This window comes from Micromonospora sp. DT178 (assembly GCF_049841695.1).
In the GTDB taxonomy this organism is placed as follows: domain Bacteria; phylum Actinomycetota; class Actinomycetes; order Mycobacteriales; family Micromonosporaceae; genus Micromonospora.
On record NZ_JBNCKV010000009.1, the window covers coordinates 55,943 to 77,741 of the forward strand.

Here is a 21,799-nt window from a genome sequence, read left to right on the forward strand (position 1 = left end):
AGGCTTCTGTCATGAACAAGGCACTTGAGGGCAAGGTAGCTCTGGTTACCGGTGGTGGTCGTGGCATCGGCGCTGCGGTGGCGTTGCGCCTGGCGGAGGAGGGCGCCGATGTGGCGTTGACGTTCCAGCGGAACCAGCAACGCGCCGACGACGTGGTGGACCAGATCAAGGCCGCGGGACGGCGGGCCATCGCCGTGCAGGCGGACAGCGCAGACCCGGCGGCCGTGGTCGGCGCGGTCGACCGGGTCGCCGGCGAGCTGGGTCGGTTGGACATCCTGGTGAACAACGCCGGCGCGTTCCTGCTCGGACCGTTGGAGCAACTGAAGCTGGAGGAGTTCGAACTGACTGTCGCGGTCAACGTCCGGGCACCGTTCGTCGCCTCCCAGGCTGCGGTGCGACACATGTCGGCCGGTGGACGGATCATCAACATCGGCAGCAACATGGCAGAGCGGGCGGTCTTCCCGGGCTTCGCGCTGTACGCGATGAGCAAGACCGCTTTGACCGGCCTGACCAAGGCACTCGGACGCGAACTCGGCGGCAGGGCGATCACCGTGAATCTGGTGAATCCAGGGGCCACGGACACGGAGCTGAATCCGGCCGACGGCCCCAACGCGGACACGATCAACGGGTTCACCGCCCTCGGTCACTACGCGGACCCGGCCGACGTGGCCGCTGCGGTGGCGTTCCTCGCCAGCGCCGACGGGCGCTACATCACCGGGGCGACGATCAACGTGGACGGCGGCTTCACCATCTGATCACCGGCTCACCGCCGTTCTGGCCACCCCCGCACACAGCTGCGGCCCGTTCCTCCGTCGGGAACGGGCCGTAGCATTGCCAGGCACTCAGCATCCGAGCCGGACCACCCCGATTCGGCACGTACGGATGTCGTACACCGGTGAGCCGATCAGCCTGCGCCCCGCGCTTCGCGGCATGAGCGAGCGCCGGATCTGCACCTCGCGCCCATCGATGCAGCACGGCGGTTCAGGCTACGAGCAGGCGGAGGCCGAGCTCTGCCGTGTCGAGGGCGACGAGGTCGCGGTTGCGCTCGGCCCACCGGCCTGAGGAGAGGTCTTCGCGGAGAGTGTTGACGGCCCGTTGCTCAGCCTGCGGTCCGACTCTGGTCCATACCGACACCGCGCGGCGGACACGTTCGTCCAGGTATGCCTCGGGCCGGCGCCAGTGCGCCTCGAAGAAGCCGTCGGCGCAGTCCCACGGGACGAGCAACGGCTCCGCGCGTCCTCCGATCGCGCCGGTCAGGTCGGCCAGTGAGGGCCAGCCGACGAGAAGATCCGCGAATTCGGGCAGGTAGTCGCGGGTGAGCCAGAACCTTTCACGCCAGCCGGTGTCATCGGCGTCGTACGTGAACACCACCACGCGGCGGGCCACCCGCCGCATCTCACGCAGCCCGGCGACGGGGTCCGGCCAGTGGTGGACGGTGCTGACGGCCATCGCGGCGTCGAAGGACTGGTCCTCGAACGGCAGATTCTCCGCATGGGCGGCCACGCACGGCGCCGCGCCCACGGGACGCTGCGCCCGCATGACCGCCGACGGTTCCACCGCCGTCACGTCCCGGTCGGGTGGTTCGTAGGAGCCGGTGCCAGCCCCGACGTTCAGCACCGTTCGTGCGTCCCCCAGCGCATCCCAGATGCGTGCGGCGATCCGCGGCTCGGTGCGCCGCGTCGCTGGGTATGCAGATCCGATGGCGTCGTACAACTGCGCGCCGAACACCTTCAGTTGCTCCTCCGGCGTCGTCCTGATCCCCATCGCCCGTGCCTCCAGTTCCCTGTCTATGGCCGTCACCATGGCGGCAGCGCGGTCGCGCTGGTCCATCAGCAGGCCGCGCAGCCGGCACAGGTGCGCGACCGCGTCGGTGGCCGGGTCGTCGACCAGATCCGCGATCTCCCGCAATCCGAAGCCGAGCCGCCGGTAGGCGAGCACCTCCCGCAGCCGCTCCACATCGCCCGGGGAGTAGGCCCGGTGCCCGGCCGCGGTGCGCGTGGACGGCTCCAGGAGGCCGATCTCGTCGTAGTGATGCAGCGTGCGGACGCTGACGCCGGCCAATTCCGCCACGCGCCCCACGGTCAGGTGCTCCTCCACGCCCCCGACTATGTGGCATGACGTGGCGTGAGGAGCAAGCGCTCCGCTGCCGACGGCGGTCAGGCAGCGCGGCGGGCGCGGCGGCGGGCCCGGAGGAAGGCGGTGTCGCCGCGTACGCGGTCCCACCAGGACCACGGCACGCTGGTCATGTACCGGCCGATCGACGCGAAGACCGGCGCGGCGTCGGCGTCGCGGCCGGTGCGCGCCAGCCCGTACGCCAGGAAGTTCGCGTCATTGAGCCAGTCGGCGTGCCGGGTGGCCGGCTGGTGGAACCACCGGGACAGCGCGTTGTCGAGGTCGGACTGCATGACCGGATCCTGCCGCCACCGCTGGCCGATCTCGTCGGCAGCGCTGCCCTGGGATGCGCGCTCCTGCTCCCACAGGGCCCACTCGGCGGCGGCCCGCACCGGCAGCACGTGCAGCGGCGAGCCCGCGGGCGCCGCTTCGGCGACCGACCGGGCGAAGCCGAACATCGCCTCGTGCGAGCCGCTCCACTTCCTGCAGTGGTAGGTCAGCTTGAGGATGTGCCCCTGGTGGTGCCGGGGGTCCCGCCGGGTCAGCTCACGCCACGTCTCCTCGACCTCCTCCGGTGGCGCACTCTGGTCGATCATGAGGTCCAGCCGGCTCACCCACGGCGTGGGGTCCTCGGGCGCGAGCCGCATCGCCAGGTCGTTCACCTGCCGGGCCAGCTGCAGCAGGCGGTTGAACTCGGTCCACTGCTCTGGACGGACGTTGGCGGCCCAGTCCCCGCCGCGCACCTCCCAGGCTCGTGCCATCAGGGAATGAGCCCGTACGAGCTGGGCATCCGGATTGGTGGGTGTGCGCGCTGCCCAGCGGTCGGTCCAGGCGGCTGCGGTGTCGACCCGACCGGTCGTACGGTCGACCCGGGATCCCAGCCCACCAGCGGTCGATTCGGCCAGCACCCGGACGTAGCGTGCCCGGCGGTCGTAGTCACCTCGGGTGGCGGCCAGAGCCTTCCGGGCCGCTTCGATGTCGGAGCCGTACCGCGCCTGCGTGCAGGCCTCGCGCAGCACGGTGTCGTCCTGCGCCAGGTTGGTGTCGATCTGGCGGGTGAGCAGCCGCCACACGGTCGAGATCATAATCAGCGATGGTAGGCGTCGGCTGGCGTCCGCCTCCGGCCCGGACCGGCGTACGACATGCGCGCCGGCAGCCCGACGAGCCGGACCGTCCCACGCGCGGCGGCTGCGGCACGGCGCAGCGATAGCCTGCCGTCATGGCGAGCGCTGAACTGGATGAGTTGATCGTCGCGGACGCCGACGCCCTGCGCGCGTGGTTGTCGGCCAACCACGCCACGTCGCCCGGCGTCTGGCTCGCCCTGACCAGGAAGGGCGGCACGGTCACGACGCTGACCTGGCAGCAGGCGGTCGACGAGGCCCTGTGTTTCGGCTGGATCGACGGGCAGGCCCGTAAACGGGATCAGGAAAGCTCCTGGATCCGGTTCACCCCTCGCCGGCCCCGCAGTTCCTGGTCGCAACGCAACGTCTCCCACGTGGCCCGGCTGGAGGCGCAGGGGCGGATGCAGCCCTCGGGCCGCGCCGCGGTGGAAGCCGCGAAGGCGGACGGGCGGTGGGCGGCCGCCTACGCCCCGTCGTCGGAGGCCGAGGTGCCGGCCGACCTCCTCGCCGCGATCGCTGCCGACCCTGCCGCCCAGGCCATGTTCGACGTACTCACCAAGACCAACCGGTTCGCCCTCATCCACCGCGTCAACGCCGTCAAGCGGGCGCAGACCCGCGAGCGGAAGATCGGCGAGTTCGTCGCCATGCTGGCCCGTCACGAGACGATCTACCCGCAGAAGGCCAGGCCTCCACACTCGTCGTGACCGGCGTCGTCGTGATCATGTGCGCCCATCTGCCGCCGGCCGTGCGCGCGCTGTCTCAGCACACCGCTCACGCGAGGCCAGGATGGCGGCACTGAGCTCGTTCACGAACGCCCGGACGTCGTCGGCCCTGCCGGGGTCGGTGTCCTGGCCGGAGTCGTACCACCAGTCGCGTGCCCAGATGATGAGGTCCGCCCATCGGGGGCGGGCGGTGATGGTCCGGTCGGCGGCCCGCCGCTTGGACAGTTGCCGGCCGTGCTGCAGGCGCTGGAAGGCCCGGCAGAGGGTGAGCACCGCGTAGGACTGGGCTCCAGGGCTGCTCATCCGGGTCACCCAGATCGGCCAGTCGCGGACGTGGTCCAGCAGGGCCGAGCGGACGAGGTCGGGGTCGACGGCGGGTAGCAGCGTGCCGGCCGGTGGTCCCAGCAGTTTGTGGCCGTGGTCGTGGACGGCGGACCAGGTCACGAGGCGATGGGAGGTGGCGGGCAACAGGTGCAACGACTCCCCGGGGCTGACCCGGGCAATGACGTGGTTCCGGTCGGCGCCGCCGAGCGCTGTGTGGCGCACGGCGTCCAGTGACACGTATTCCACCTCGATCCTGCCGGCCCACTGCGGGTGCCGCCGCTCAAGCTCCGCGTGCAGTCGGGCGAGCACGCCGAGGAGCTTCTCGTCGGGGTCGCTGTCGAGTACCGCGAGCAGATCGAGATCGCTGCGGGTCGTGGCGAAGTCGCCGGCTACCAGCGAGCCGTGCACGTACAGGCCGAGGAGCCGGCCGGCCAGCGCGGGACCCCATGCTTCACGAAGATCGGACAGAACCATCCCGGACGGTGTCACCAGGTCATCCTGCACTGTGGGCCGAAAGCCCGCCACGGAGTAAACGCGGGTCGCCGCCGGAACGACCCGCACCGACCAAAGGCCTCGCCCCGGGGTGCCGCCGAGCGATTTCAATCCACTGTGGACTTAAGCTACGCTCTCCGCCGGGCCTGCCGACTTCGACCGGTACACGCGGCGGAGGCGGCCACCGGCAACGGTGGCCGGCACCGAACGCAACCCGGCTGACCTGCGGCGATCCGCGGACCCCGGGGCCGCACCCGGGTGGTCTCCCGCCGCCGCCACCTGCGCCGCCACATCACCGAAGGACCGATTCAGTTGTACGACGCGATCGTCATCGGCGCCCGCTGTTCTGGTGCGTCCACCGCCCTGTTGCTCGCCCGGCGTGGACACCGGGTGCTGGTGGTGGACCGCTCCTCGTTTCCCAGCGACGTCATCTCGACGCACTTCCTCTGGCCGCACGGGATGTCCTACCTGAACCGGTGGGGGCTGCTCGACGAGGTGTTGGCGGTCACCCCGGCGCACACCACGGTCGAGGTGGTCAACGACGGCATCTCGTTGACCGGCTCGGTGCCGACCGAACTGCTGCGCGAGTACTTCCGGGACCTGCACGGCGACGACTCGGGCGTGGTGCGGAGCTATGCGTCCGTACGGCGCCGGGTGCTCGACGAGATCCTGGTCGGCGCGGCCGCCAGGGCCGGTGCCGAGGTGCGGACAAGATTCACCGTACGTGAGCTGATCGTCGAGGACGGGCAGGTCGTCGGTGTCCGGGGGCGTACGGTCGACGGAGAGCTGGTCGAAGAGCGGGCCCGGATCGTGGTCGGTGCCGACGGCCGCAACTCGTTCGTCGCCCGCGCCCTCGCGCTGCCGAAGTACGACGAGCGGCCCCGCTGCACGTTCGCCTACTGGAGCTACTGGTCCGGCTTCGACCTCGGCCCGGCGCAACTGCACCGGCGCGGCCGGCTGGCCTGCGCGGTGGCGCCGACCAACTTCAACCAGAACATGGTCCTGGTCTGGGGGCCGAGCGAGTGGTCGCGGGAGTTTCGCGGTGACGTGCCGGGCAACTACCAGAAGGCGCTGGACTTCGTCAGTCCGGAGCTGGGCGACGTGGTGCGCACCAAGGGGACCAGGGAGGAACGCATCTACGGCACCCTGGACCAGTCGGCCTTCCTCCGGCCACTGCACGGGCCCGGGTGGGTGCTCGTCGGTGACGCCGAGTCGGCCAAGGACCAGTGCACCGCCATCGGCATCACCCACGCCTTCCGCGACGCCGAACTGGTCAGCGCCGCACTCGACCGGTGGCTGCGCGGTGACGCGTCGATCGACGAGGCGATGACCGCCTACGGGGACCGCCGCCGGAGCCAGAACGCTGCCGCCTACCACGACTACGTCTGCACCCTCGCCGAGATGCGCCCGTACCGGCACGACGAGTTGCAACTGTTCGTCGCGTTGCGGGGCAACCAGCAGGAGACCGACCGGTTCATCGCCACCCACGCCGACGTCGCGCCGGTGTCGGAGTTCTTCCAGGCCTCCAACCTCTTCCTGCTCAACGACGCCGCGAAGGAGTCCTCCGCCGACCACGCGGTCTTCGAGGACTTCGCGGAGACCTCCCGCAGCTACCAGCAGAACCTCTTCGCCTGATGATCCGACAGGGAGACGACACCGTGACCACCGAGCTGGACCAGCTTGAAGACGGCGAACTGATCGGGATCATCCTCAAGGCGGCACACTGCCGGGACTTCGAGACCATGGCGCGTACCGCGACCGAGGTCTCCGAGATGACCCGCAACTGGGCCACCCACATCCCGTGGGACGACCTCGCGTCGCTCGAAGGCGCCGACGACGAGCTGGCCCAGGTGGTCGCCGACCTCACCGAGATGTGGGAGCCGGCCCACCTGCGCAACCCCGTCGACCCCGACGAGGAGTACGCCCTCGACAAGAACGCGTACGACTTCTACCGCCCCGCCGGCCGCAACCTGCTAACCCGCACCGAGGACTTCTACGGCTGGGTGCAGGCCCGTCGCCGCACGGAGACGTGGCAGTACTCCCGGGTGCTGGAGGCGGCACCGGACAGCGTCGCCCAGATCACCAACGACCTGGGCCGGCGGGCCCGCGGCATCAACTTCAACTCGCAGGACTACCTGTCGTTCAACACCCACCCGGCGATCCGGGAGGCGGCGGCCAGGGCGATGCACGACTACGGGCCGCACAGCGCCGGCTCGCCGATGGTGCTCGGCAATACCCGCATCTCCGACGATCTGGAGGCGGCCCTCGGCGACCTGGTCGGGCTCGACCACGTGACGCTCTTTCCGACCGGCTGGGCGGCCGGCTTCGGCGCGGTCGTCGGTCTGGTCCGGCAGTCCGACCACGTCCTGATCGACCGGCTGGCCCACTCCTGCCTCCAGCAGGGGGCGCGGGCGGCCACCCGGAACGTGGTCCGCTACGAGCACCTCAACGTCGACGCGGTACGCCGGCACCTGACCGATATCCGGGCCACCGACACCCGCAACGGCATCCTGGTCGTCACCGACGGGCTCTTCTCGGTGGACGCGGACTGGCCGGACCTTGTCACCCTGCAACGCGTCTGCCGCGAGTACGACGCCACGCTGCTAGTCGACGTGGCGCACGACCTGGGCTCGATGGGGCCAGGCGGCACGGGCGTGCTGGGGATGCAGGGCCTGCTCGGCAGCGTCGACATCGTGATGGGCGCCTTCTCCAAGACGTTCTGCTCGAACGGTGGCTTCGTGGCCTCCAACTCGCCCGCGTTGAAGCAGTACATCAAGATGTTCGGCGGCTCGCACTTCTTCTCCAACGCGCTGTCGCCGGTGCAGACCGCGGTGGTGCGGGAGGCCACCAGGATCATCCGCTCGGCCGAGGGGGACGCGCTGCGGGCCCGGCTCTTCACCGCGATCCACGCCCTGCGCGACGAGCTGACCGGCCGGGGCCTGACCTGTATGGGTGAGCCGTCACCGATCGTGCCGCTCCTGATCGGCAACGAGAAGCTGGCGCGGACGGCGAACCGCCTGCTCTTCGACCGGGGGGTGCTGGCATTCATGGTCGAGTTCCCGGTGACCCCGACCGGCTCGTCCCGGTTCCGGCTCCAGGTGCAGGCCGGACATCGGCCCGAGGAGGCCCGCGAGGCGGCCCGGATCATCGAGGGCGCCATCGCCGACTCCCGGGCGTACCTCTCCAGCGCCTTCGGCAGTGCTCCCCGCTGAGGGACGCCTCGTAATCCGACAGCGGCGAGATGCCCGGCGCCCGACTGGACCGTGGCCGCCCCACCGCGGCGACCCTTTCACCTGCGGCAACAACTGTGTGGCTGGCTGCGCGAGTACGGTCACCACCACGGAGTTGCCGAGTTCACCGAGCCCACGTTCCCGCTTCAGCGCGCCGACGGTCACCGGCTCGCCCTGCTGGCCTCCGGCCTGACCGACCGGTGTTACTACCGCGGCCCGTACCCCGGCGGCGCGGCGTTCTTCCACCTCGACGACGCCCCGCCGCAGATCACCGCGCCGCTCCGGCCGGAGCGGCGCGGTGACCGTCCTGGGTCAGGTCATTCAGGGCTTCCCGGTGGACCTTCGAATTGCCGTGGAGTCGTTCCTGCGCCAGCAGTCGTGGCGCCTGGCCCCGGCGCCCACGTCGTTGACCGCGCACCGTTCCGACGGTTCGACTCTGCGCGTCGACATACGTGCCGGGCGCTGCTCAGCCCGCGTCGTCGAGTGGGCCCTCGCCGCGGGACAGCCGGATGAGCAGGTCCCGTAGGCGCCGCGTGTCCTGCGGGTCCCTGCCGCCCCCGTAGAGGCTGGCCACGGCGGCGCCGTCCGCAGCGAGTGTGATCAGTCGCGCGCGATCCGGGTCCAGCCCGTCGGCGTCCAGGGCCTCGGTCCAGCTCCGGTCGTCCTCCTGCAGGAACTCGGCCACGCCCGGTACGCCGGCCAGCGAGGCGGCCAGGATGACGTGCTCCGGAACGGTCGACCCGTCGCCCAGCCCGTCGAGAGTCGCCCTGACGTAACCGCGTACCAGCCGGCCCCGGGCGTGGTCGCGCGGATCGACGGCGGCGTGCACGGCGGCGGTGAACTGCTCCGCCAGGTCGCGGGCCAGCTCCAGCAGCAACTGTTCCCGGCTGCGGAAGTGGTGCAGCAGCCCGCCCTTGGAAACCCCGGCGGTGCGGGCGATGAGGTCCAGGCTGACCCCCGCGCCGTGTACGACGACGGCACGGGCGGCAGCATCCAGCACCGCCCGGCGGGTCCTGGCGGTGTCACGCTCGCGAGGCGGCATGCCGTGTCCTTTCGTTCCTGAATCGCCGGCCGTGCCGGCGGGTGTCGGGCGCATCACCACCTTAACCGACCAATCGGCTTGCACAGCCGACCATTTGGTCCGTAGCGTGGACGGCGTGAGCAACGCGGATCTGGCACCCGACCCCGCCACTGCCGCCGGCCCCGCCGGACTGCGGCAGTGGGCCGCCCTGTCCGCGTTGACCCTGGCCGTCACGCTGCTGGCCGTCGACGGCACCGTGCTGGCGCTGGCCGTACCCGCGCTGGTCGCCGAGTTGCAGCCCACCGCCACGCAGTTGCTGTGGATCGGCGACGCCTACTCCTTCGCCCTGGCCGGCCTGCTGATCAGCATGGGCACCCTGGCCGACCGCATCGGGCGCAGGCGGCTGCTGCTGATCGGCGTCACCGGCTTCGGCGCCGCGTCGCTGCTGGCGGCCTTCGCTCCCAGCCCCGGCTGGTTGATCGCCGCCCGGGTCCTGCTCGGCGTGGCGGGCGCGACGCTCATGCCCTCGACGCTGTCGATCGTCCGGAACATCTTCACCGACGCGCGCCAGCGCACCCACGCCGTCGCCGTCTGGTCGGCCGGCGCCTCCGGCGGCGCGGCACTGGGCCCCCTGGTCGGTGGGGCCCTGCTGGAGCACTACTGGTGGGGCTCCGTCTTCGTGATCAACGTCCCGATCATGCTGCTGGTGCTCGTCAGCGTCGCGGCCCTGGTGCCCGAGTCGCGCGACCCGCGTCCCGGGCGGTTCGACCTGCTCAGCGCTCTGCTGTCGGTGGCGGCGATCGTGGCACTGGTCTGGGCCGTCAAGCACGCCGCCAAGGCCGGCGTCGACCTGGCCGGCGTCACTGCGGCCGCGGCCGGCCTCATCGGCGGGGTGCTGTTCGTACGCCGCCAGCGCCGCCTGCCCGCCCCGCTCGTGGACGTCACGCTGTTCGCCCGTCCGGTCTTCACCGGCACCGTTGTCGCCAGCCTGATCGCCATCTTCGCCTTCAGCGGCCTGCTGTTCTTCTTCTCCCAGTACCTGCAACTCGTCCGCGGCTACTCGCCGCTCCAGGCGGGCCTCCGGGAACTGCCGCTGACCCTGGCGTCCATCGCGGTCGTCGCCATCGCCGCCGCCGCGCTCAACCGCCTCGGCGTCGGACGTGCCCTCGGCGCCGCGCTGCTGACCGCGGGCGTCGGCATGGTCGTCCTCGCGATCGGCGAGGGCCACGCGGGCTACGCGCCGCTGGCGCTGGGCCTGGTCGTCATCGGCCTGGGCGTCGGCCTCGCCTTCACCGCCGCCACCGACGCGGTGCTCTCGGCGGTGCCGAAGGACCGGGCCGGCTCCGCCTCGGCCATCTCCGAGATGGCGTACGAGTTCGGCGTCGCCCTGGGCATCGCGCTGCTCGGCACCCTGCACACCGTCCTCTACCGGTCGGCCCTGCCCGACCTGTCGACCTTGCCCGGCCCGACCGGCGACGCGGTGCACGAGTCACTGGCCACCGCCGACCGGGCCCTGACCGGCAACGGGCAGCAGGGAGCCGAGATCCTGGCCGCCGCCCGGGACGCCTTCGTCCACGCCATGCAGACGACCTCGCTGATCGCGGCGGTCCTGCTGATCGCCGCCGGCATGGTCGCCTGGAAGCTCGTACCGTCACCCCGCGACCGGTGACGCGGCACCGCGGCCGGCGTCAGCTCGGCCACTCGACCGGCGGGGCCCGCGGCGACTGAGCTCCGGCCGGCCGTGCGACGCCCCGCCCCTGCCCGCGCGGCGGGGTGGCCTCCGCGCGCACCGCCGGCCGGCCGGCCACAAACCTGGTCGCCACCGCGACGTGGCGTCGCCAGACTGTGCCGATGAGCGACGTGCGGGTGCGCCCGACCACCGACGAACGGCACATCGACGAGGCCGCCGGGATCTGGGCGGCGGCGACCGCGGCCCGCGACGGCGACACCGGGATCGCGCCGCTGCGCCTCGCTCGGCCCCTGATCGAGGCGGTGGTCGGCAGCACACCCCGCTCGTTCCTGCTCGTCGCCCTCGACGCGGATCGGGTCGTGGGCTTCGCCGCCGTCGAGCCCGTGCCGACGGACGAGTCGACCGCCGAGATCCGGTACCTCGGGGTCGCGCCCGACAGCTGGGGCCGGGGCGTCGGCCGGCACCTGCTGAGGGCCGCACCCACCCACCTGGCGGGCGCGGGTTTCGTCGGCGCCGAGCTGGGCGTCTACCTGGACAACCCGAGAGCGGTGCGACTGTACGAGAGCGCCGGCTGGCTGCCGCGCGGCGAGGCCGCACCGCACCCGGGCAGCGGTCGTCCGGAGCAACGGTACCGACTCGACTGGTGAGCCCACGGTCGCCCTCGTGGCCGCCGCCGGGGCGGGACCGGGCCGGCCGCCGGTCGTCGACACCGTGCCGCCGCCGGGCGCGTCGAAGGTGGACACCGCCGATCGCCGTACGGGGATAGGGTGCTCGCGACCGGCCCTCACGATCGGACACTCGGATGAATCCCGCCAGGACGACGGCCTTCCCGCATGGCGGCCGCCGATGATCGACCCGCGACAGGCCTCTGCCGTGGCTCACGCGATCGCCTCGGCGGTCCTGGGCCGAGACCCCGGCCCCATGACCGTCGCTGACAGCCTCTCGCACCACGTCTACCTGGGCGCGGACGTCGTCGTGAAGGTCATCGACGCCGGCCGCCACTCGCGACTGGACCGGGAGATCGCCCTCGCGCCCCACCTGCCCGCCGGCATCACGGCGCCGCTGCTCGACAGCGGGCGCTACGAGCTGGAGACCCGCGAGGTCCGCTACGCCTGCTACGCCCGCGCGCCAGGGACGACCCCCGGCATGGACATGCCCGGCGTCGACGAGGCGACCGCGTGCCAGTTGGCGGAGGAAGCGGTCCAGCGGCTGCACGTACTGCACAGCTGGACGCCTGCGGCCCCCGCCCGGCAGACGCTGGGGGAGACGCTCGACCACGGCGGGTTCGTCAGCCAGGCCGCGCTCCTCGCCGAGGTGGGACAGATCGCCGCCCTGGACCGGGACGGCATCGTCCCCCGCCCGGTGCTCGACGGCCTGAGGGCGATAGCGGAGGGCGGGCCGTCGCAGGCACGCGCGGACGTCCCGGTCCACGCGGACTGCCACTGGGGCAACTGGCTCGCCCGCGATCGCGGTGTGACGGCGCTGCTCGACTTCGAGTGGGCGCGCTTCGGCGAACCGATGGACGACTGGTTCTTCCTGGTCCGGTTCAGCGGCCCGCACATGGAGGCCGTCCTCGACGTCGTCGCCGACGCGACGGAGACGTCCCCGACCACCCTGCGCCGGGAGTGCGAGGTGCGCGAGGCGTGCTACCTCGCCTCGGATCTCCGCGTCGCGCTCCAACGCCCGGACACCCCCGCGCAGACGGTTGCCGAGAACGTCCGTGACCTGGAGGAACTCGTCGTCGCAAGCCCTTGGTGGCGCCACGCCCCGTGACACCGCCGCGGCAAGCGCGGGTGCCCGCGCGCCTGCGGCCGGGGCGCGTGCGCGTTCCGCGTAGCCAGGCGGGGCGCGAACGGGGGACGGAATGGACAGACTGGTCAGCGTCGGTATGGCGGCGACGCGGCGTCCACCGGGCGGTGCCGGGGGCGCGCGTCGTGCGATCATGATCCACATCGGAAGACAGTCGACTGTGGATGGGGCTTGCTGACCATGAAGAGAGTGTTCTCGACCCTGATGGCACTGGTGACAGTCGCGTCGGTGATGACGATCGGCGCACCCGCCGCTCAGGCGGCCGGCTCCTGCTCGGGCACGATCATCTACAGCCAGGTGCAGTCGTCGGGCCTCGGCGAACTGGTGATCTACTACAACAGCAGCAGCGGGGGCACCAACAGCGCGTGCTTCTACCACCGCGGCGCGGCCTACGGGAAGTCGGCACCGACCTTCGTGCAGATCTACCGCTGCGCCGAGCGTTCCGGTGAGGGCGCGCACTGCACCCGCTCGGGTGGCGCGGACACCGACTCCGGTGACTTCAGCTACCACGCCGGCCCGGTCGGCGTCACCGGCACGGCGTCCTACTGCGTCGAGGCGGTCGGCTACATCGGGTGGGCGGGCCAGCGCCACCAGATCTACAGCCGGCGGCAGGGCTGCTGACCGCAGCTCATCGGGCCGCGTACCGGCCGCCGCGACAGGGGCACCTCCCGGAGACGGGGGTGCCCCTGTCGCCGTTCGTGGCAGTTCCGCGTGGCGGCTGTGCCCTAGCCGCGCTCGTCCCATCGGTCGGTGTGGGGGAGGGCGAGCCGCCGTACGACGTCGCTCAGTTCGCCGGACGCGTCGTGCTCCCGCAGCACGGGCGGCGCGTGCCGTAGCACCCACATCGACAGTGCGAGGCACGGCGTGTCCTCCTCGTCGCGCCAGCTCGACCAGGGCAGGCGGTCGCTGAGCAGGTCGAACATCCACTCGTCGGCCGCCGCGCCCAGCCGCCGCCGCGCCGTCGGGCCGGCCAGCAGCTGCGCCCAGGTGTTCAGCCACGGGGCGAGCTGACCGGTGACCTCGGCGACGAAGGCCAGGGCCTCGTGGGCGGGTACCTTCGCCTCGGGGTCCACCAGGGTGTGCTGCCACCAGGCGTCCAGGAACTCCCGTACCGCGTCGCGTTGCGCGGCGGGCCAGTCCAGCCAGCGACCCCTGACGAACAGGCGGGACAGGGGGTCCATCCCGCAGACGACATCCACCTCACCCGCCACGAGGCGTCTGGTCACCGGGGGCAGGATGCGGCGCAGCAGCGGTCCCGGGTAGCGCCAGTCCGTGGTCCAGTACGTGCGGCGGAGCAGGTCCTCGTCGAGCGGCGCGTCCGGGGTCTTGAGCAGCGCCAGCTCCTCGGCGCTGCCCCAGTGGCACTCACAGTTGGTCTCCCGCCGGTGGGCGGTCATGCCCTGGAAGGTGGCGGCCACGCTTGCCAGCGCCGCGTCCAGGCGGCGGTTCACGTCGGTGAGGTCAGGGGTCACGGCGGGACCGCCTTCAAGGACTCCGGGGGCGTACGCCTGCCGAAGAGAAGGATCCTAGACCCGCGTCGCGGGCGGGCCGTCCGCCGGCCGGAGCGCCTGCTGCGGCGCCCTTGCCGGCAAGGACTGAATGATGGTTCAATCCTTGCGTGGTCTACCGGAGCACCGATCGCGTGAAGGCTCGGCTGAGCGCGTCCCGGGAGCGGATCATCGCCGCCGCGCTGGAGATCATGGCCGAGCACGGGTACGCCGGCTGCTCGGTCGCCGCCGTCGCCGAGCGGGCCGGGATGGCGACCGGCAGCGTCTACCGGCACTTCCCCACCAAGGCCGACCTGGTCGCCGAGGTGTTCCGCACGGCCTCGCAGCGGGAGGTGGACGCGGTGGCGCGGGCGGCGGCGCTGGAGGCCACCGTCGCCGAGCGGGTCACCGCCGTCATCGAGACGTTCTCCGGCCGGGCGCTGCGGTCCCCACGGTTGGCGTACGCCCTGCTCGCCGAGCCGGCCGACCCGGCGGTCGACGCCGAGCGGCTCGTCTTCCGCCGCGCCTACGCCGAGCTGATCGCCGGCCACGTCGCGCAGGGGGTGGCGAACGGCGAGCTTCCCCCGCAGGATCCCGAGCTGACCGCCACCGCGCTGGTCGGCGCCCTGGCCGAGGCGATGGTCGGCCCCCTGGCGGCCGGGGTCGCCGGGCCACGCACCATCGAGCACCTGATCACGTTCCTCCACCGCGCGCTGGGAGTTTCGCCGTGACGACGCACGAGGTCCTCAACCAGGTTCCGCCGCTGGCCGGTCACGACGCGGCCGACGACCCGGCGCTGCTCGACGCGCTCGACCGCGAGGGCGCCGGCTGGGCCGCCGCCGAGCTGCACGAGCTGGGCCGGCTCGGCGGCGACGAGCAGGCGATCGAGCACGGGCGGCTGGCCAACGAGCACCCGCCGGTGCTGCGCACCCACGACCGGCACGGCAACCGCGTCGACGAGGTGGAGTTCCACCCGGCCTGGCACGAGCTGATGCGTACCGCGGTCGAGCACGGCCTGCACGCGGCGCCGTGGGCGGACGACCGGCCGGGCGCGCACGTGGCCCGCGCGGCCAAGTTCTACACCTGGCGCCCCGACGCCGGCCACGGCTGCCCGATCTCGATGACCTACGCCGCCGTGCCGGCGCTGCGGCACGCCCCGGAGCTGGCCGCGCGGTACGAGCCGCTGCTCACCGCCACGTCGTACGACTTCGGGCTGCGCCCGCCGCTGGGCAAGCGGGGACTGCTGGCCGGCATGTCGATGACGGAGAAGCAGGGCGGCTCGGACGTACGCGCCAACACCACCACCGCCCGCCCCGAGCCGGACGGCACCTACCGGCTGCTCGGGCACAAGTGGTTCACCTCGGCGCCGATGTGCGACGTCTTCCTCACCCTCGCCCAGGCGCCGGGCGGGCTCACCTGCTTCCTCGTCCCGCGCGTCCTGCCGGACGGCACGCGCAACCCGATGCGGCTGATGCGCCTCAAGGACAAGCTCGGCAACCGCTCCAACGCCTCGGCCGAGGTCGAGTACGAGCACGCGGTCGCCTGGCGGGTCGGCGACGAGGGCCGTGGCGTGCGCACCATCATCGAAATGGTCAACCTGACCCGCCTCGACTGCGTCATCGGCGCGGCGGCCGGGATGCGCCAGGGCGTGATCACCGCCGCCCACCACGCCACCCACCGGCAGGCCTTCGGCCGGTACCTCGTCGAGGCGCCCCTGATGCGCAACGTGCTCGCCGACCTCGCGGTCGAGTCCGAGGCCGCCACCGTCCTGATGATGCGCCTCGCCGGGGCCACCGACCGGTCCGCGCGCGGCGACGCCGGCGAGACCGCGTTCAAGCGGCTCGCCCTCGCCGTCGGCAAGTACTGGGTCTGCAAGCGCTGGCCGGCACACGCCGCCGAGGCCCTCGAATGCCTGGGCGGCAACGGCTACGTCGAGGAGTCGGGCATGCCGAGGCTGTTCCGCGAGTCCCCGCTGAACTCGATCTGGGAGGGCTCCGGCAACGTCGCCGCGCTGGACGTGCTGCGCGCTCTCACCAGGGAACCCCAGGTCATGGAGGCGTTCCGGGCCGAGGTGACCGCCGCCGCCGGCGCCGACGCCCGGCTCGACGCCGCCGTACGCCGGGTGCAGGCCGACCTGTCCGACCACGACGACGTCGAGCTGCGGGCCCGCCGCGTCGTCGAACGGCTCGCACTGGTCCTGCAGGGCTCGCTGCTGGTGCGGCACGGTCACCCCGCCGTCGCCGACGCCTTCTGCGCCTCCCGGCTCGGCGGCGACCACGGCCAGGCGTACGGCACGCTGCCCCGCGGCGTCGACTTCGCCGCGATCATCGCCCGCGCCGTGCCCAAGGTGGGCTGACCGGAGGCGGCGGGGCCCACCGGGCCCGGGCCTGCGCGCGGGAGCCAACACCGGCGTCGACCCGCTCGCCGGCGTGGCGTCGCCCACACCCCGGCGGTCGGAAATCGTACGCCGATCGTCGGTGCCGCTCGTTAGTCTGCCGACGGACACTGCCGGTACGCGACAGGCCGAGGCACGGCTCGCGCCGGCCACCACGGGGACCCAGGAGAATCAGTGACACAGCAATCCATCGCGACCTCGGACAAACTCGACGCCTCGGTGCTCAAGGTGGCCGGGGTCGTCGTCCTCGGCGCGATCATGTCGATCCTCGACGTGACGGTCGTCACCGTCGCCCTGCCGACCTTCCAGCGCGAGTTCGACGCGTCGTACGCCGAGGTCGCCTGGACGATGACCGCCTACACGCTGGCGCTGGCCACGGTGATCCCGCTCAGCGGCTGGGCCGCCGACCGGTTCGGCACCAAGCGGCTCTACATGATCGCCATCGCGCTGTTCACGATCGGGTCGGGGCTGTGCGCCAACGCCGACACGATCGGGCAGCTGATCGGCTACCGCGTGCTCCAGGGCCTCGGCGGCGGCATGCTCCTACCGCTGGGCATGACGATCATGACCCGGGCGGCCGGACCGCACCGGATCGGCCGGCTGATGGCCGTCCTGGGCATCCCGATGCTGCTCGGTCCCATCGGAGGGCCGATCCTCGGCGGCTGGCTGATCGACGTCGCGAGCTGGCACTGGATCTTCCTGATCAACCTGCCGATCGGCGCCGTGGCGCTCGTCTACGCCGCCCTGGCGCTGCCGAAGGACGCCCCCGAGCCCTCCGAGTCGTTCGACTTCCTCGGCATGCTGATGCTCTCGCCGGGTCTCGCCCTCTTCCTCTACGGCGTCTCCACGCTGCCCGAGACCGGCACGTTCGCCGACACCGAGGTGTGGGTGCCCATGCTGGTCGGCGGCGTGCTCCTCGTGGCCTTCGTCCGCTACTCCTTCCGGACCCGGCACCCCCTGCTCGACCTGCGGCTGTTCGCCAACCGCAACCTCACCGTCGCGGCGGTGACGATGTTCGTGTTCATCATCGCGTTCATGGGCGCCGGCCTGCTGTTCCCGAGCTACTTCCTGCAGATCCGTGGCGAGACGACGCTGGCCGCCGGCCTGCTGATGGCGCCGCAGGGGATCGGGGCGATGGTGACCATGCCGGTGGCCGGGATGCTGGCCGACCGGGTCCCGGTCGGCCGTACCGTGCCGTTCGCGCTGGCACTCATCGCCGTCGGGTTCTTCACCTTCACCCAGGTCGACCCGCAGACCTCGTACGTCCTGCTCTGCGGGTCGCTGTTCATCATGGGCCTGGGCATGGGCGGCACCATGATGCCGATCATGACCTCGGCGCTGAAGACCCTGAAGGCCCACGAGGTGGCCCGCGGCTCCACCCTGGTCAACATCCTCCAGCAGATCGGCGGGTCCGTCGGCGCCGCCATGATGTCGGTGATCCTCACCAACGAGCTGAACGGCTCCCGGCCGATCCCCGGAGCGACCGACCCGAGCGGGGAACCGGTGACGGAGGCCGGCCTCGCCATCGCCGTTCAGCAGCAGCCGGAGCTGGCCGGGCAGTTCCCGGTCCAGCCGTCGCTCATCGAGCGCGGCCTCGACTTCGCCGCCAGCTCCTTCGCCACCACGTTCTGGGTCGCGTTCGCGCTGGTGCTGGTCACGTTCGTCCCGGTGGCGTTCCTGCCCCGGCGGCGGGAGCCGTCGCACCTGCTCGACGGCCAGCAGGAGGGGCAGGCGAAGGCGCCCGTCATCGTCCACTGACGCGACGTCCCGGCCCCCGGACATCGTCCGGGGGCCGGGGCTGCAGCGGGGTGGGGCGGCACCGGCGAGAAGGGGCTGCCGGTGGGCGTGTCGTCCTCCGGCCGCAGCGGGTCAGCGCTGCCGTGGCGCGGGGGCGTGGTCGTCGTGGTAACCGGCGGCCTGGAGGGCGAACAGTTCGGCGTAGCGGCCGCCGGCGGCGACGAGTTCGGCGTGACCGCCGGCCTCGACCAGCGCGCCGTCGTGCAGGACGAAGATCCGGTCGGCGTGCCGGACGTTGGCCAGCCGGTGGGTGATGAGGATGGTGGTCGCCCGACCCTGCCGGTCCCGGATGGCCTGGAACAGGGCGTCCTCGGCGCGCGGGTCGAGGGCGGAGGACGGTTCGTCCATGATCAGCAGTTCGGCGTCGCGGAGGAAGCCGCGGGCGGCGGTGATGCGCTGCCACTGGCCGCCGGAGAGGTCCTGGCCCCTGGCGAACGTCCGGTCGAGCAGCGTCTCGTACCCGTCGGGAAGGTCCTGGATCATCTCGTGCGCGACGGCACGGGCGGCGGCGGCCTCGATCCGGTCCTGCCGGGCCTCGCTCTCGACGTCGCCGACGGCGATGTTCGTCGCGGCCGTGAACGGCCACTTGTGGTATTCCTGCGTGACCACCGCGATGCGGGCCCGCAGCCCGTCGAGGTCCCACTCGGGCAGGGGCCGCCCGTTCCAGCAGATGACGCCGTCGGTGGGAGCGCGCAGGGTGGCGATCATCGCGGCGAGGGTGGTCTTGCCCGAGCCGTTCTCGCCCACGAACGCCACCGTCTGCCCCGCCGTGATCGTCAGCGTCACGCCGTCGACGGCGGGCGTGTCCCGGTCGGGGTAGCGCAGGCTGGCATCCCGAACGGCCAGCTCGCGCAGCGGGCCGGGGTCGGCGCCCGTGGTGCCCATGGCAGGGTCGGGCAGGTAGGCGGCGGCGCGGGTCATGAACCCGGTGTAGTCGCCGAAGTGCTGACCCTCGGTGTAGACGCGGTCGACCTGGAAGGTGGTGACGGCCAGCGAGCGCTGCGCGGCCTGCACCGCGACCACGCAGGTCGCCGCCGCCGCGAGCGGGATCTGACCGTCGACGAGCAGCAGCCCGAGCAGGAGGTAGACCGCGGCGGTGGCGATTCCGCCGATCACCGCCCCGACCGTGGTGGTCGTGGTGACCCGGCGGGCGAGGGCCAGCTCGATGTCGGTCTCGACCTTCATCACCCGGTCGTACTGGTCCAGCAGGAAGCGGCGCAGCCCGTAGGAGCGCAGCTCCGGCGCCGAGTCCCGCTCGGCCATCAGCCGGTGCAGCAGCCACAGTCGCCGTCGCCGCACCGAGCCGGCCGTGTACGTCCGGTAGCGCAGGTGCCCGGCCCGCAGCGACGCCCAGGCCTTGGGCAGCGTCGCGACCAGCAGCGCCAGCAGCAGCAGCGGGTGGATGACGACGACGGCGACCGCCACGGCGAGCAGGCCGGCCAGCCCGGCGAGCAGGTTCATCGACGACTCCACCAGGTCGACCGTCGACTCGGTGCCCCGGGAGGCCCGCTCCATGTCGTCGGCGAACGCGTCGGCGTCGAACGCCTCCAGCCGTACCGCCGTGGACGTCTCGAACAGGCCGCGTTCCACCTCCCGGCTCACCCGCGGGGTGAGCCCGTTCTGCGCGTACCCGGTGGCGATGCCCATGCCGGCGCGCAGCGCGGTCGCCCCTGCCAGCACGGCGAGCGCGGGCGTCGCGGCGACCACCTTCTCCGCGGTCGGGCCCCCGGCGAACAGCTCGACGAGCACCCGCTGGGTGGCCAGCAGCCCGAAGGCGGCCATCGCCCCGCCGCCGAGCGTCGCGGCGGCCACCACCGAGGTCCGGAGCCGGTCGGCCCGCCAGCTGGTCCGGACCGCCGTCCAGACCAGCCGGGGCAGCTCGGCGAACACGGTGAACAGGCCGGCTTCCGACCGCGCCTGCATTCCGGTCTCCCAGTACATCGTCCGCAGCTCCGGCAGGACCGACTCCGCCGGTGCCGGTGCCGACTGTGCCGACGTGGTGTCCCGTTCGCTTCGGGTGGCGGCTCCGGTCACGGGCGTGTCTCCTCGCTGCGCGGTGACGTGGTCGTCGGTCGCGGCCGGGTCGTGGCACGGCGGCGGCGGGGCTCGACCCCCACCACCGCCTCCACCCAGAGCATTCGACCAACTACCAATGGTCACCGCCAGTGACGCGCCGGTCCATCCCCTGGGCGGGGAGAATGGCGCGGATCGCGGCCGGTGCCGCCCCCCGGCGCCGGGGGGCGTCCTCCACCCCCGGCGCCGGGCCGCTCACGCCGCCGCGGTCGGCTGTCGCGTGGGGTCGGCGGCGGCACTGCCGCGTCGTGCGGCGACGAAGCCGAAGGCGGCGGCGGTGAAGAACATCAGGGTGCCGTAGATGGCCGACGGCATGGCGATGTCGCTGTTGTTGAGCAGGGCCGGGCTGAGCCCGATCGTGATGGCCAGGGTGGCGTTGTGGACGCCGACCTCGAACGACGACGCGACGGACTCGCGGTGCCCGACGCGCAGCAGGCGCGGCGCCGCGTACCCGATCGCCAGGCTGATCAGGTTGAACAGCAGGACGACGAGGCCGACCGCGCCGATGGTGGCGGCGAGTTCGTCCTTGATGCCGAGCAACGCGCCGGTGATCACCACGACGAGGACGACGATGGAGAGGATCTTCACCGGTCGCTGCATGCGCAAGGCGAACCCGGGCCGGCGCCGGCGGACGGCCATGCCGACCGCGATCGGGATGAGCACCAGGGCGAACACCTGGATCACCTTGTCGAACTGCAGCCCGAGGGAGCGGTCCGAGCCCATGAACGCGGCCACGGAGAGGTTGACGATCAGCGGCAGCGTGAACAGGGCGAGCACCGAGTTGATGGCGGTCAGGGTGACGTTGAGCGCCACGTTGCCCTTGAACAGGTGGCTGTAGAGGCTGGCGGTGCTGCCGCCGGGGGAGGCGGCGAGCAGCATCATCCCGACGGCCAGCTCCGGGCGCAGGTCGGCGACGAGGACCAGGCCCAGGCAGATGGCCGGCAGGATCAGCATCTGGCAGACCAGGGAGACGACCACGGCCCGGGGGTAGGCGACGACGCGACGGAAGTCGTCCACGGTCAGGGCGAGCCCGAGGCCGAGCATGACGATGCCCAGGGCGACGGGGAAGAGCACGATCGACAAACCGGAACTCACGGCGGCGGCCTCCTGATCGCGTGCGCCAAAGGACCACCGGATCCTCACACCGCGACCAGGCGGCGGGAATCTCCTGGCGTGCGGAGTTTGCGTCCGACGCAAGTTGCCGGGCGACGCGCCTCGCCGCAGCCGCTATGTGGGACGGCTGTTGCCTTCTCCTATAGGGCAAGTGGGGTTTGCGGCATGACGGCGACGAGGGTTCTCATCACCCGACGCCACGTGGACCTCGCCCGGTCACCGGTCATCCTCGCCATCCCCCGCACCAGCTCACCCGGGCACCTGGCCGAGAACGTCGCGGCGGCCCGGTTCCGCCTCACCGCCGACGACCTGGCCGAGCTGGCCGGATGAGCCGACCCGCCACCCGCCGTCCGGGGCCTCCTGAGGGCCGTCGCCCCGGTGCGCCCGGTGACCCGGCACGGACGGGGGCCGGC

The 21,799-nt window shown here is 72.3% G+C and carries 20 protein-coding genes; 13 read left to right on the forward strand and 7 right to left on the reverse strand.

Features of this window, described 5'->3' with window-relative positions; all coding sequences use genetic code 11:
* Positions 1 to 11 precede the first annotated feature (11 nt).
* Positions 12 to 755: an SDR family NAD(P)-dependent oxidoreductase gene (locus ACLQ22_RS18220; protein WP_425693559.1), complete on the forward strand. Its 744-nt coding sequence runs from the start codon at positions 12 to 14 to the stop codon at positions 753 to 755.
* 226 nt (positions 756 to 981) lie between these two features.
* Here the strand turns inward: ACLQ22_RS18220 and ACLQ22_RS18225 are convergent, their stop codons facing one another.
* Together ACLQ22_RS18225 and ACLQ22_RS18230 are read right to left on the reverse strand one after the other, a co-directional pair.
* Positions 982 to 2,097 (reverse strand): MerR family transcriptional regulator, encoded by a 1,116-nt coding sequence (locus tag ACLQ22_RS18225; protein WP_425693358.1) that lies wholly within the window; start codon positions 2,095 to 2,097, stop codon positions 982 to 984.
* 59 nt (positions 2,098 to 2,156) lie between these two features.
* A complete protein-coding gene (locus ACLQ22_RS18230; RefSeq protein WP_425693359.1) occupies positions 2,157 to 3,197 on the reverse strand; it encodes a DUF4034 domain-containing protein in 1,041 nt (346 codons plus the stop codon).
* A 134-nt stretch (positions 3,198 to 3,331) separates the two neighbouring features.
* Here ACLQ22_RS18230 and ACLQ22_RS18235 point away from each other — a divergent pair, with 134 nt between their 5' ends.
* Positions 3,332 to 3,937 (forward strand): YdeI/OmpD-associated family protein, encoded by a 606-nt coding sequence (locus ACLQ22_RS18235; RefSeq protein WP_425693360.1) that lies wholly within the window; start codon positions 3,332 to 3,334, stop codon positions 3,935 to 3,937.
* A gap of 15 nt (positions 3,938 to 3,952) precedes the next feature.
* On the opposite strand, the gene ACLQ22_RS18240 is transcribed toward ACLQ22_RS18235, so the two are convergent.
* Complete coding sequence (locus ACLQ22_RS18240; protein WP_425693361.1) at positions 3,953 to 4,783, reverse strand: aminoglycoside adenylyltransferase domain-containing protein; 831 nt, start codon at positions 4,781 to 4,783, stop codon at positions 3,953 to 3,955.
* A 294-nt stretch (positions 4,784 to 5,077) separates the two neighbouring features.
* Between ACLQ22_RS18240 and ACLQ22_RS18245 the strand changes: the two genes are divergently transcribed.
* The 3 genes from ACLQ22_RS18245 to ACLQ22_RS18255 are packed head-to-tail and all read left to right on the forward strand — an operon-like array spanning position 5,078 to position 8,514.
* Positions 5,078 to 6,406: an NAD(P)/FAD-dependent oxidoreductase gene (locus ACLQ22_RS18245; protein WP_425693560.1), complete on the forward strand. Its 1,329-nt coding sequence runs from the start codon at positions 5,078 to 5,080 to the stop codon at positions 6,404 to 6,406.
* A 23-nt stretch (positions 6,407 to 6,429) separates the two neighbouring features.
* The gene (locus ACLQ22_RS18250; RefSeq protein WP_425693362.1) at positions 6,430 to 7,983 is read left to right on the forward strand and encodes an aminotransferase class I/II-fold pyridoxal phosphate-dependent enzyme; all 1,554 of its coding nucleotides are present in this window, start codon (positions 6,430 to 6,432) and stop codon (positions 7,981 to 7,983) included.
* A 51-nt stretch (positions 7,984 to 8,034) separates the two neighbouring features.
* Positions 8,035 to 8,514: a DUF6882 domain-containing protein gene (locus ACLQ22_RS18255; protein WP_425693363.1), complete on the forward strand. Its 480-nt coding sequence runs from the start codon at positions 8,035 to 8,037 to the stop codon at positions 8,512 to 8,514.
* Here the strand turns inward: ACLQ22_RS18255 and ACLQ22_RS18260 are convergent.
* On the reverse strand, positions 8,468 to 9,043 hold the full coding sequence (locus tag ACLQ22_RS18260; RefSeq protein WP_425693364.1) for a TetR/AcrR family transcriptional regulator: 576 nt from the start codon (positions 9,041 to 9,043) through the stop codon (positions 8,468 to 8,470). The two genes, ACLQ22_RS18255 and ACLQ22_RS18260, sit on opposite strands and share 47 nt — an antisense overlap.
* Before the next feature lie 115 nt (positions 9,044 to 9,158).
* Here ACLQ22_RS18260 and ACLQ22_RS18265 point away from each other — a divergent pair, with 115 nt between their 5' ends.
* From ACLQ22_RS18265 to ACLQ22_RS18280, 4 genes are all read left to right on the forward strand, one after another.
* Positions 9,159 to 10,691, forward strand: coding sequence for an MFS transporter (locus ACLQ22_RS18265; protein WP_425693365.1), 1,533 nt, complete (start codon positions 9,159 to 9,161; stop codon positions 10,689 to 10,691).
* A 182-nt stretch (positions 10,692 to 10,873) separates the two neighbouring features.
* Positions 10,874 to 11,359: a GNAT family N-acetyltransferase gene (locus ACLQ22_RS18270; protein WP_425693366.1), complete on the forward strand. Its 486-nt coding sequence runs from the start codon at positions 10,874 to 10,876 to the stop codon at positions 11,357 to 11,359.
* Between the two features lie 274 nt (positions 11,360 to 11,633).
* Positions 11,634 to 12,485 (forward strand): phosphotransferase family protein, encoded by an 852-nt coding sequence (locus ACLQ22_RS18275; RefSeq protein ID WP_425693367.1) that lies wholly within the window; start codon positions 11,634 to 11,636, stop codon positions 12,483 to 12,485.
* A 216-nt stretch (positions 12,486 to 12,701) separates the two neighbouring features.
* Positions 12,702 to 13,142, forward strand: a complete 441-nt coding sequence (locus tag ACLQ22_RS18280; protein WP_425693368.1) for a hypothetical protein — start codon at positions 12,702 to 12,704, stop codon at positions 13,140 to 13,142.
* 104 nt (positions 13,143 to 13,246) lie between these two features.
* Here the strand turns inward: ACLQ22_RS18280 and ACLQ22_RS18285 are convergent, their stop codons facing one another.
* Positions 13,247 to 13,993 (reverse strand): hypothetical protein, encoded by a 747-nt coding sequence (locus ACLQ22_RS18285; RefSeq protein WP_425693369.1) that lies wholly within the window; start codon positions 13,991 to 13,993, stop codon positions 13,247 to 13,249.
* Positions 13,994 to 14,163: 170 nt separating this feature from the next.
* On the opposite strand from ACLQ22_RS18285, the gene ACLQ22_RS18290 reads away from it, so the two are divergent.
* The 3 genes from ACLQ22_RS18290 to ACLQ22_RS18300 all read left to right on the forward strand — a co-directional run bounded on the left by ACLQ22_RS18290 (position 14,164) and on the right by ACLQ22_RS18300 (position 18,161).
* Entirely contained in the window at positions 14,164 to 14,739 is a 576-nt protein-coding gene (locus ACLQ22_RS18290; protein WP_425693370.1) for a TetR/AcrR family transcriptional regulator, read from the forward strand.
* Positions 14,736 to 16,364, forward strand: coding sequence for an isovaleryl-CoA dehydrogenase (locus ACLQ22_RS18295; RefSeq protein ID WP_425693371.1), 1,629 nt, complete (start codon positions 14,736 to 14,738; stop codon positions 16,362 to 16,364). Before ACLQ22_RS18290 ends, ACLQ22_RS18295 begins: the two co-directional genes overlap by 4 nt.
* Positions 16,365 to 16,577: 213 nt before the next feature.
* Positions 16,578 to 18,161: a DHA2 family efflux MFS transporter permease subunit gene (locus ACLQ22_RS18300; protein WP_425693372.1), complete on the forward strand. Its 1,584-nt coding sequence runs from the start codon at positions 16,578 to 16,580 to the stop codon at positions 18,159 to 18,161.
* 111 nt (positions 18,162 to 18,272) lie between these two features.
* Here the strand turns inward: ACLQ22_RS18300 and ACLQ22_RS18305 are convergent, their stop codons facing one another.
* Both ACLQ22_RS18305 and ACLQ22_RS18310 read right to left on the reverse strand, forming a co-directional pair.
* Positions 18,273 to 20,141, reverse strand: a complete 1,869-nt coding sequence (locus ACLQ22_RS18305) for an ATP-binding cassette domain-containing protein (protein ID WP_425693561.1) — start codon at positions 20,139 to 20,141, stop codon at positions 18,273 to 18,275.
* A gap of 327 nt (positions 20,142 to 20,468) precedes the next feature.
* A complete protein-coding gene (locus ACLQ22_RS18310) occupies positions 20,469 to 21,368 on the reverse strand; it encodes a bile acid:sodium symporter family protein (RefSeq protein WP_425693373.1) in 900 nt (299 codons plus the stop codon).
* A 183-nt stretch (positions 21,369 to 21,551) separates the two neighbouring features.
* Here ACLQ22_RS18310 and ACLQ22_RS18315 point away from each other — a divergent pair, with 183 nt between their 5' ends.
* Positions 21,552 to 21,716, forward strand: coding sequence for a hypothetical protein (locus tag ACLQ22_RS18315; protein WP_425693374.1), 165 nt, complete (start codon positions 21,552 to 21,554; stop codon positions 21,714 to 21,716).
* The last annotated feature ends 83 nt before the right edge of the window (positions 21,717 to 21,799 follow it).

Coding starts and splice junctions, on each gene's coding strand:
- ACLQ22_RS18220 (WP_425693559.1), top strand. CDS start 12: ATGAACAAGGCACTTGAGGGCAAGGTAGCTCTGGTTACCGGTGGTGGT.
- ACLQ22_RS18315 (WP_425693374.1), top strand. CDS start 21,552: ATGACGGCGACGAGGGTTCTCATCACCCGACGCCACGTGGACCTCGCC.
- ACLQ22_RS18275 (WP_425693367.1), top strand. CDS start 11,634: ATGACCGTCGCTGACAGCCTCTCGCACCACGTCTACCTGGGCGCGGAC.
- ACLQ22_RS18305 (WP_425693561.1), bottom strand. CDS start 20,141: ATGTACTGGGAGACCGGAATGCAGGCGCGGTCGGAAGCCGGCCTGTTC.
- ACLQ22_RS18230 (WP_425693359.1), bottom strand. CDS start 3,197: ATGATCTCGACCGTGTGGCGGCTGCTCACCCGCCAGATCGACACCAAC.
- ACLQ22_RS18235 (WP_425693360.1), top strand. CDS start 3,332: ATGGCGAGCGCTGAACTGGATGAGTTGATCGTCGCGGACGCCGACGCC.
- ACLQ22_RS18280 (WP_425693368.1), top strand. CDS start 12,702: ATGAAGAGAGTGTTCTCGACCCTGATGGCACTGGTGACAGTCGCGTCG.
- ACLQ22_RS18270 (WP_425693366.1), top strand. CDS start 10,874: ATGAGCGACGTGCGGGTGCGCCCGACCACCGACGAACGGCACATCGAC.
- ACLQ22_RS18260 (WP_425693364.1), bottom strand. CDS start 9,043: ATGCCGCCTCGCGAGCGTGACACCGCCAGGACCCGCCGGGCGGTGCTG.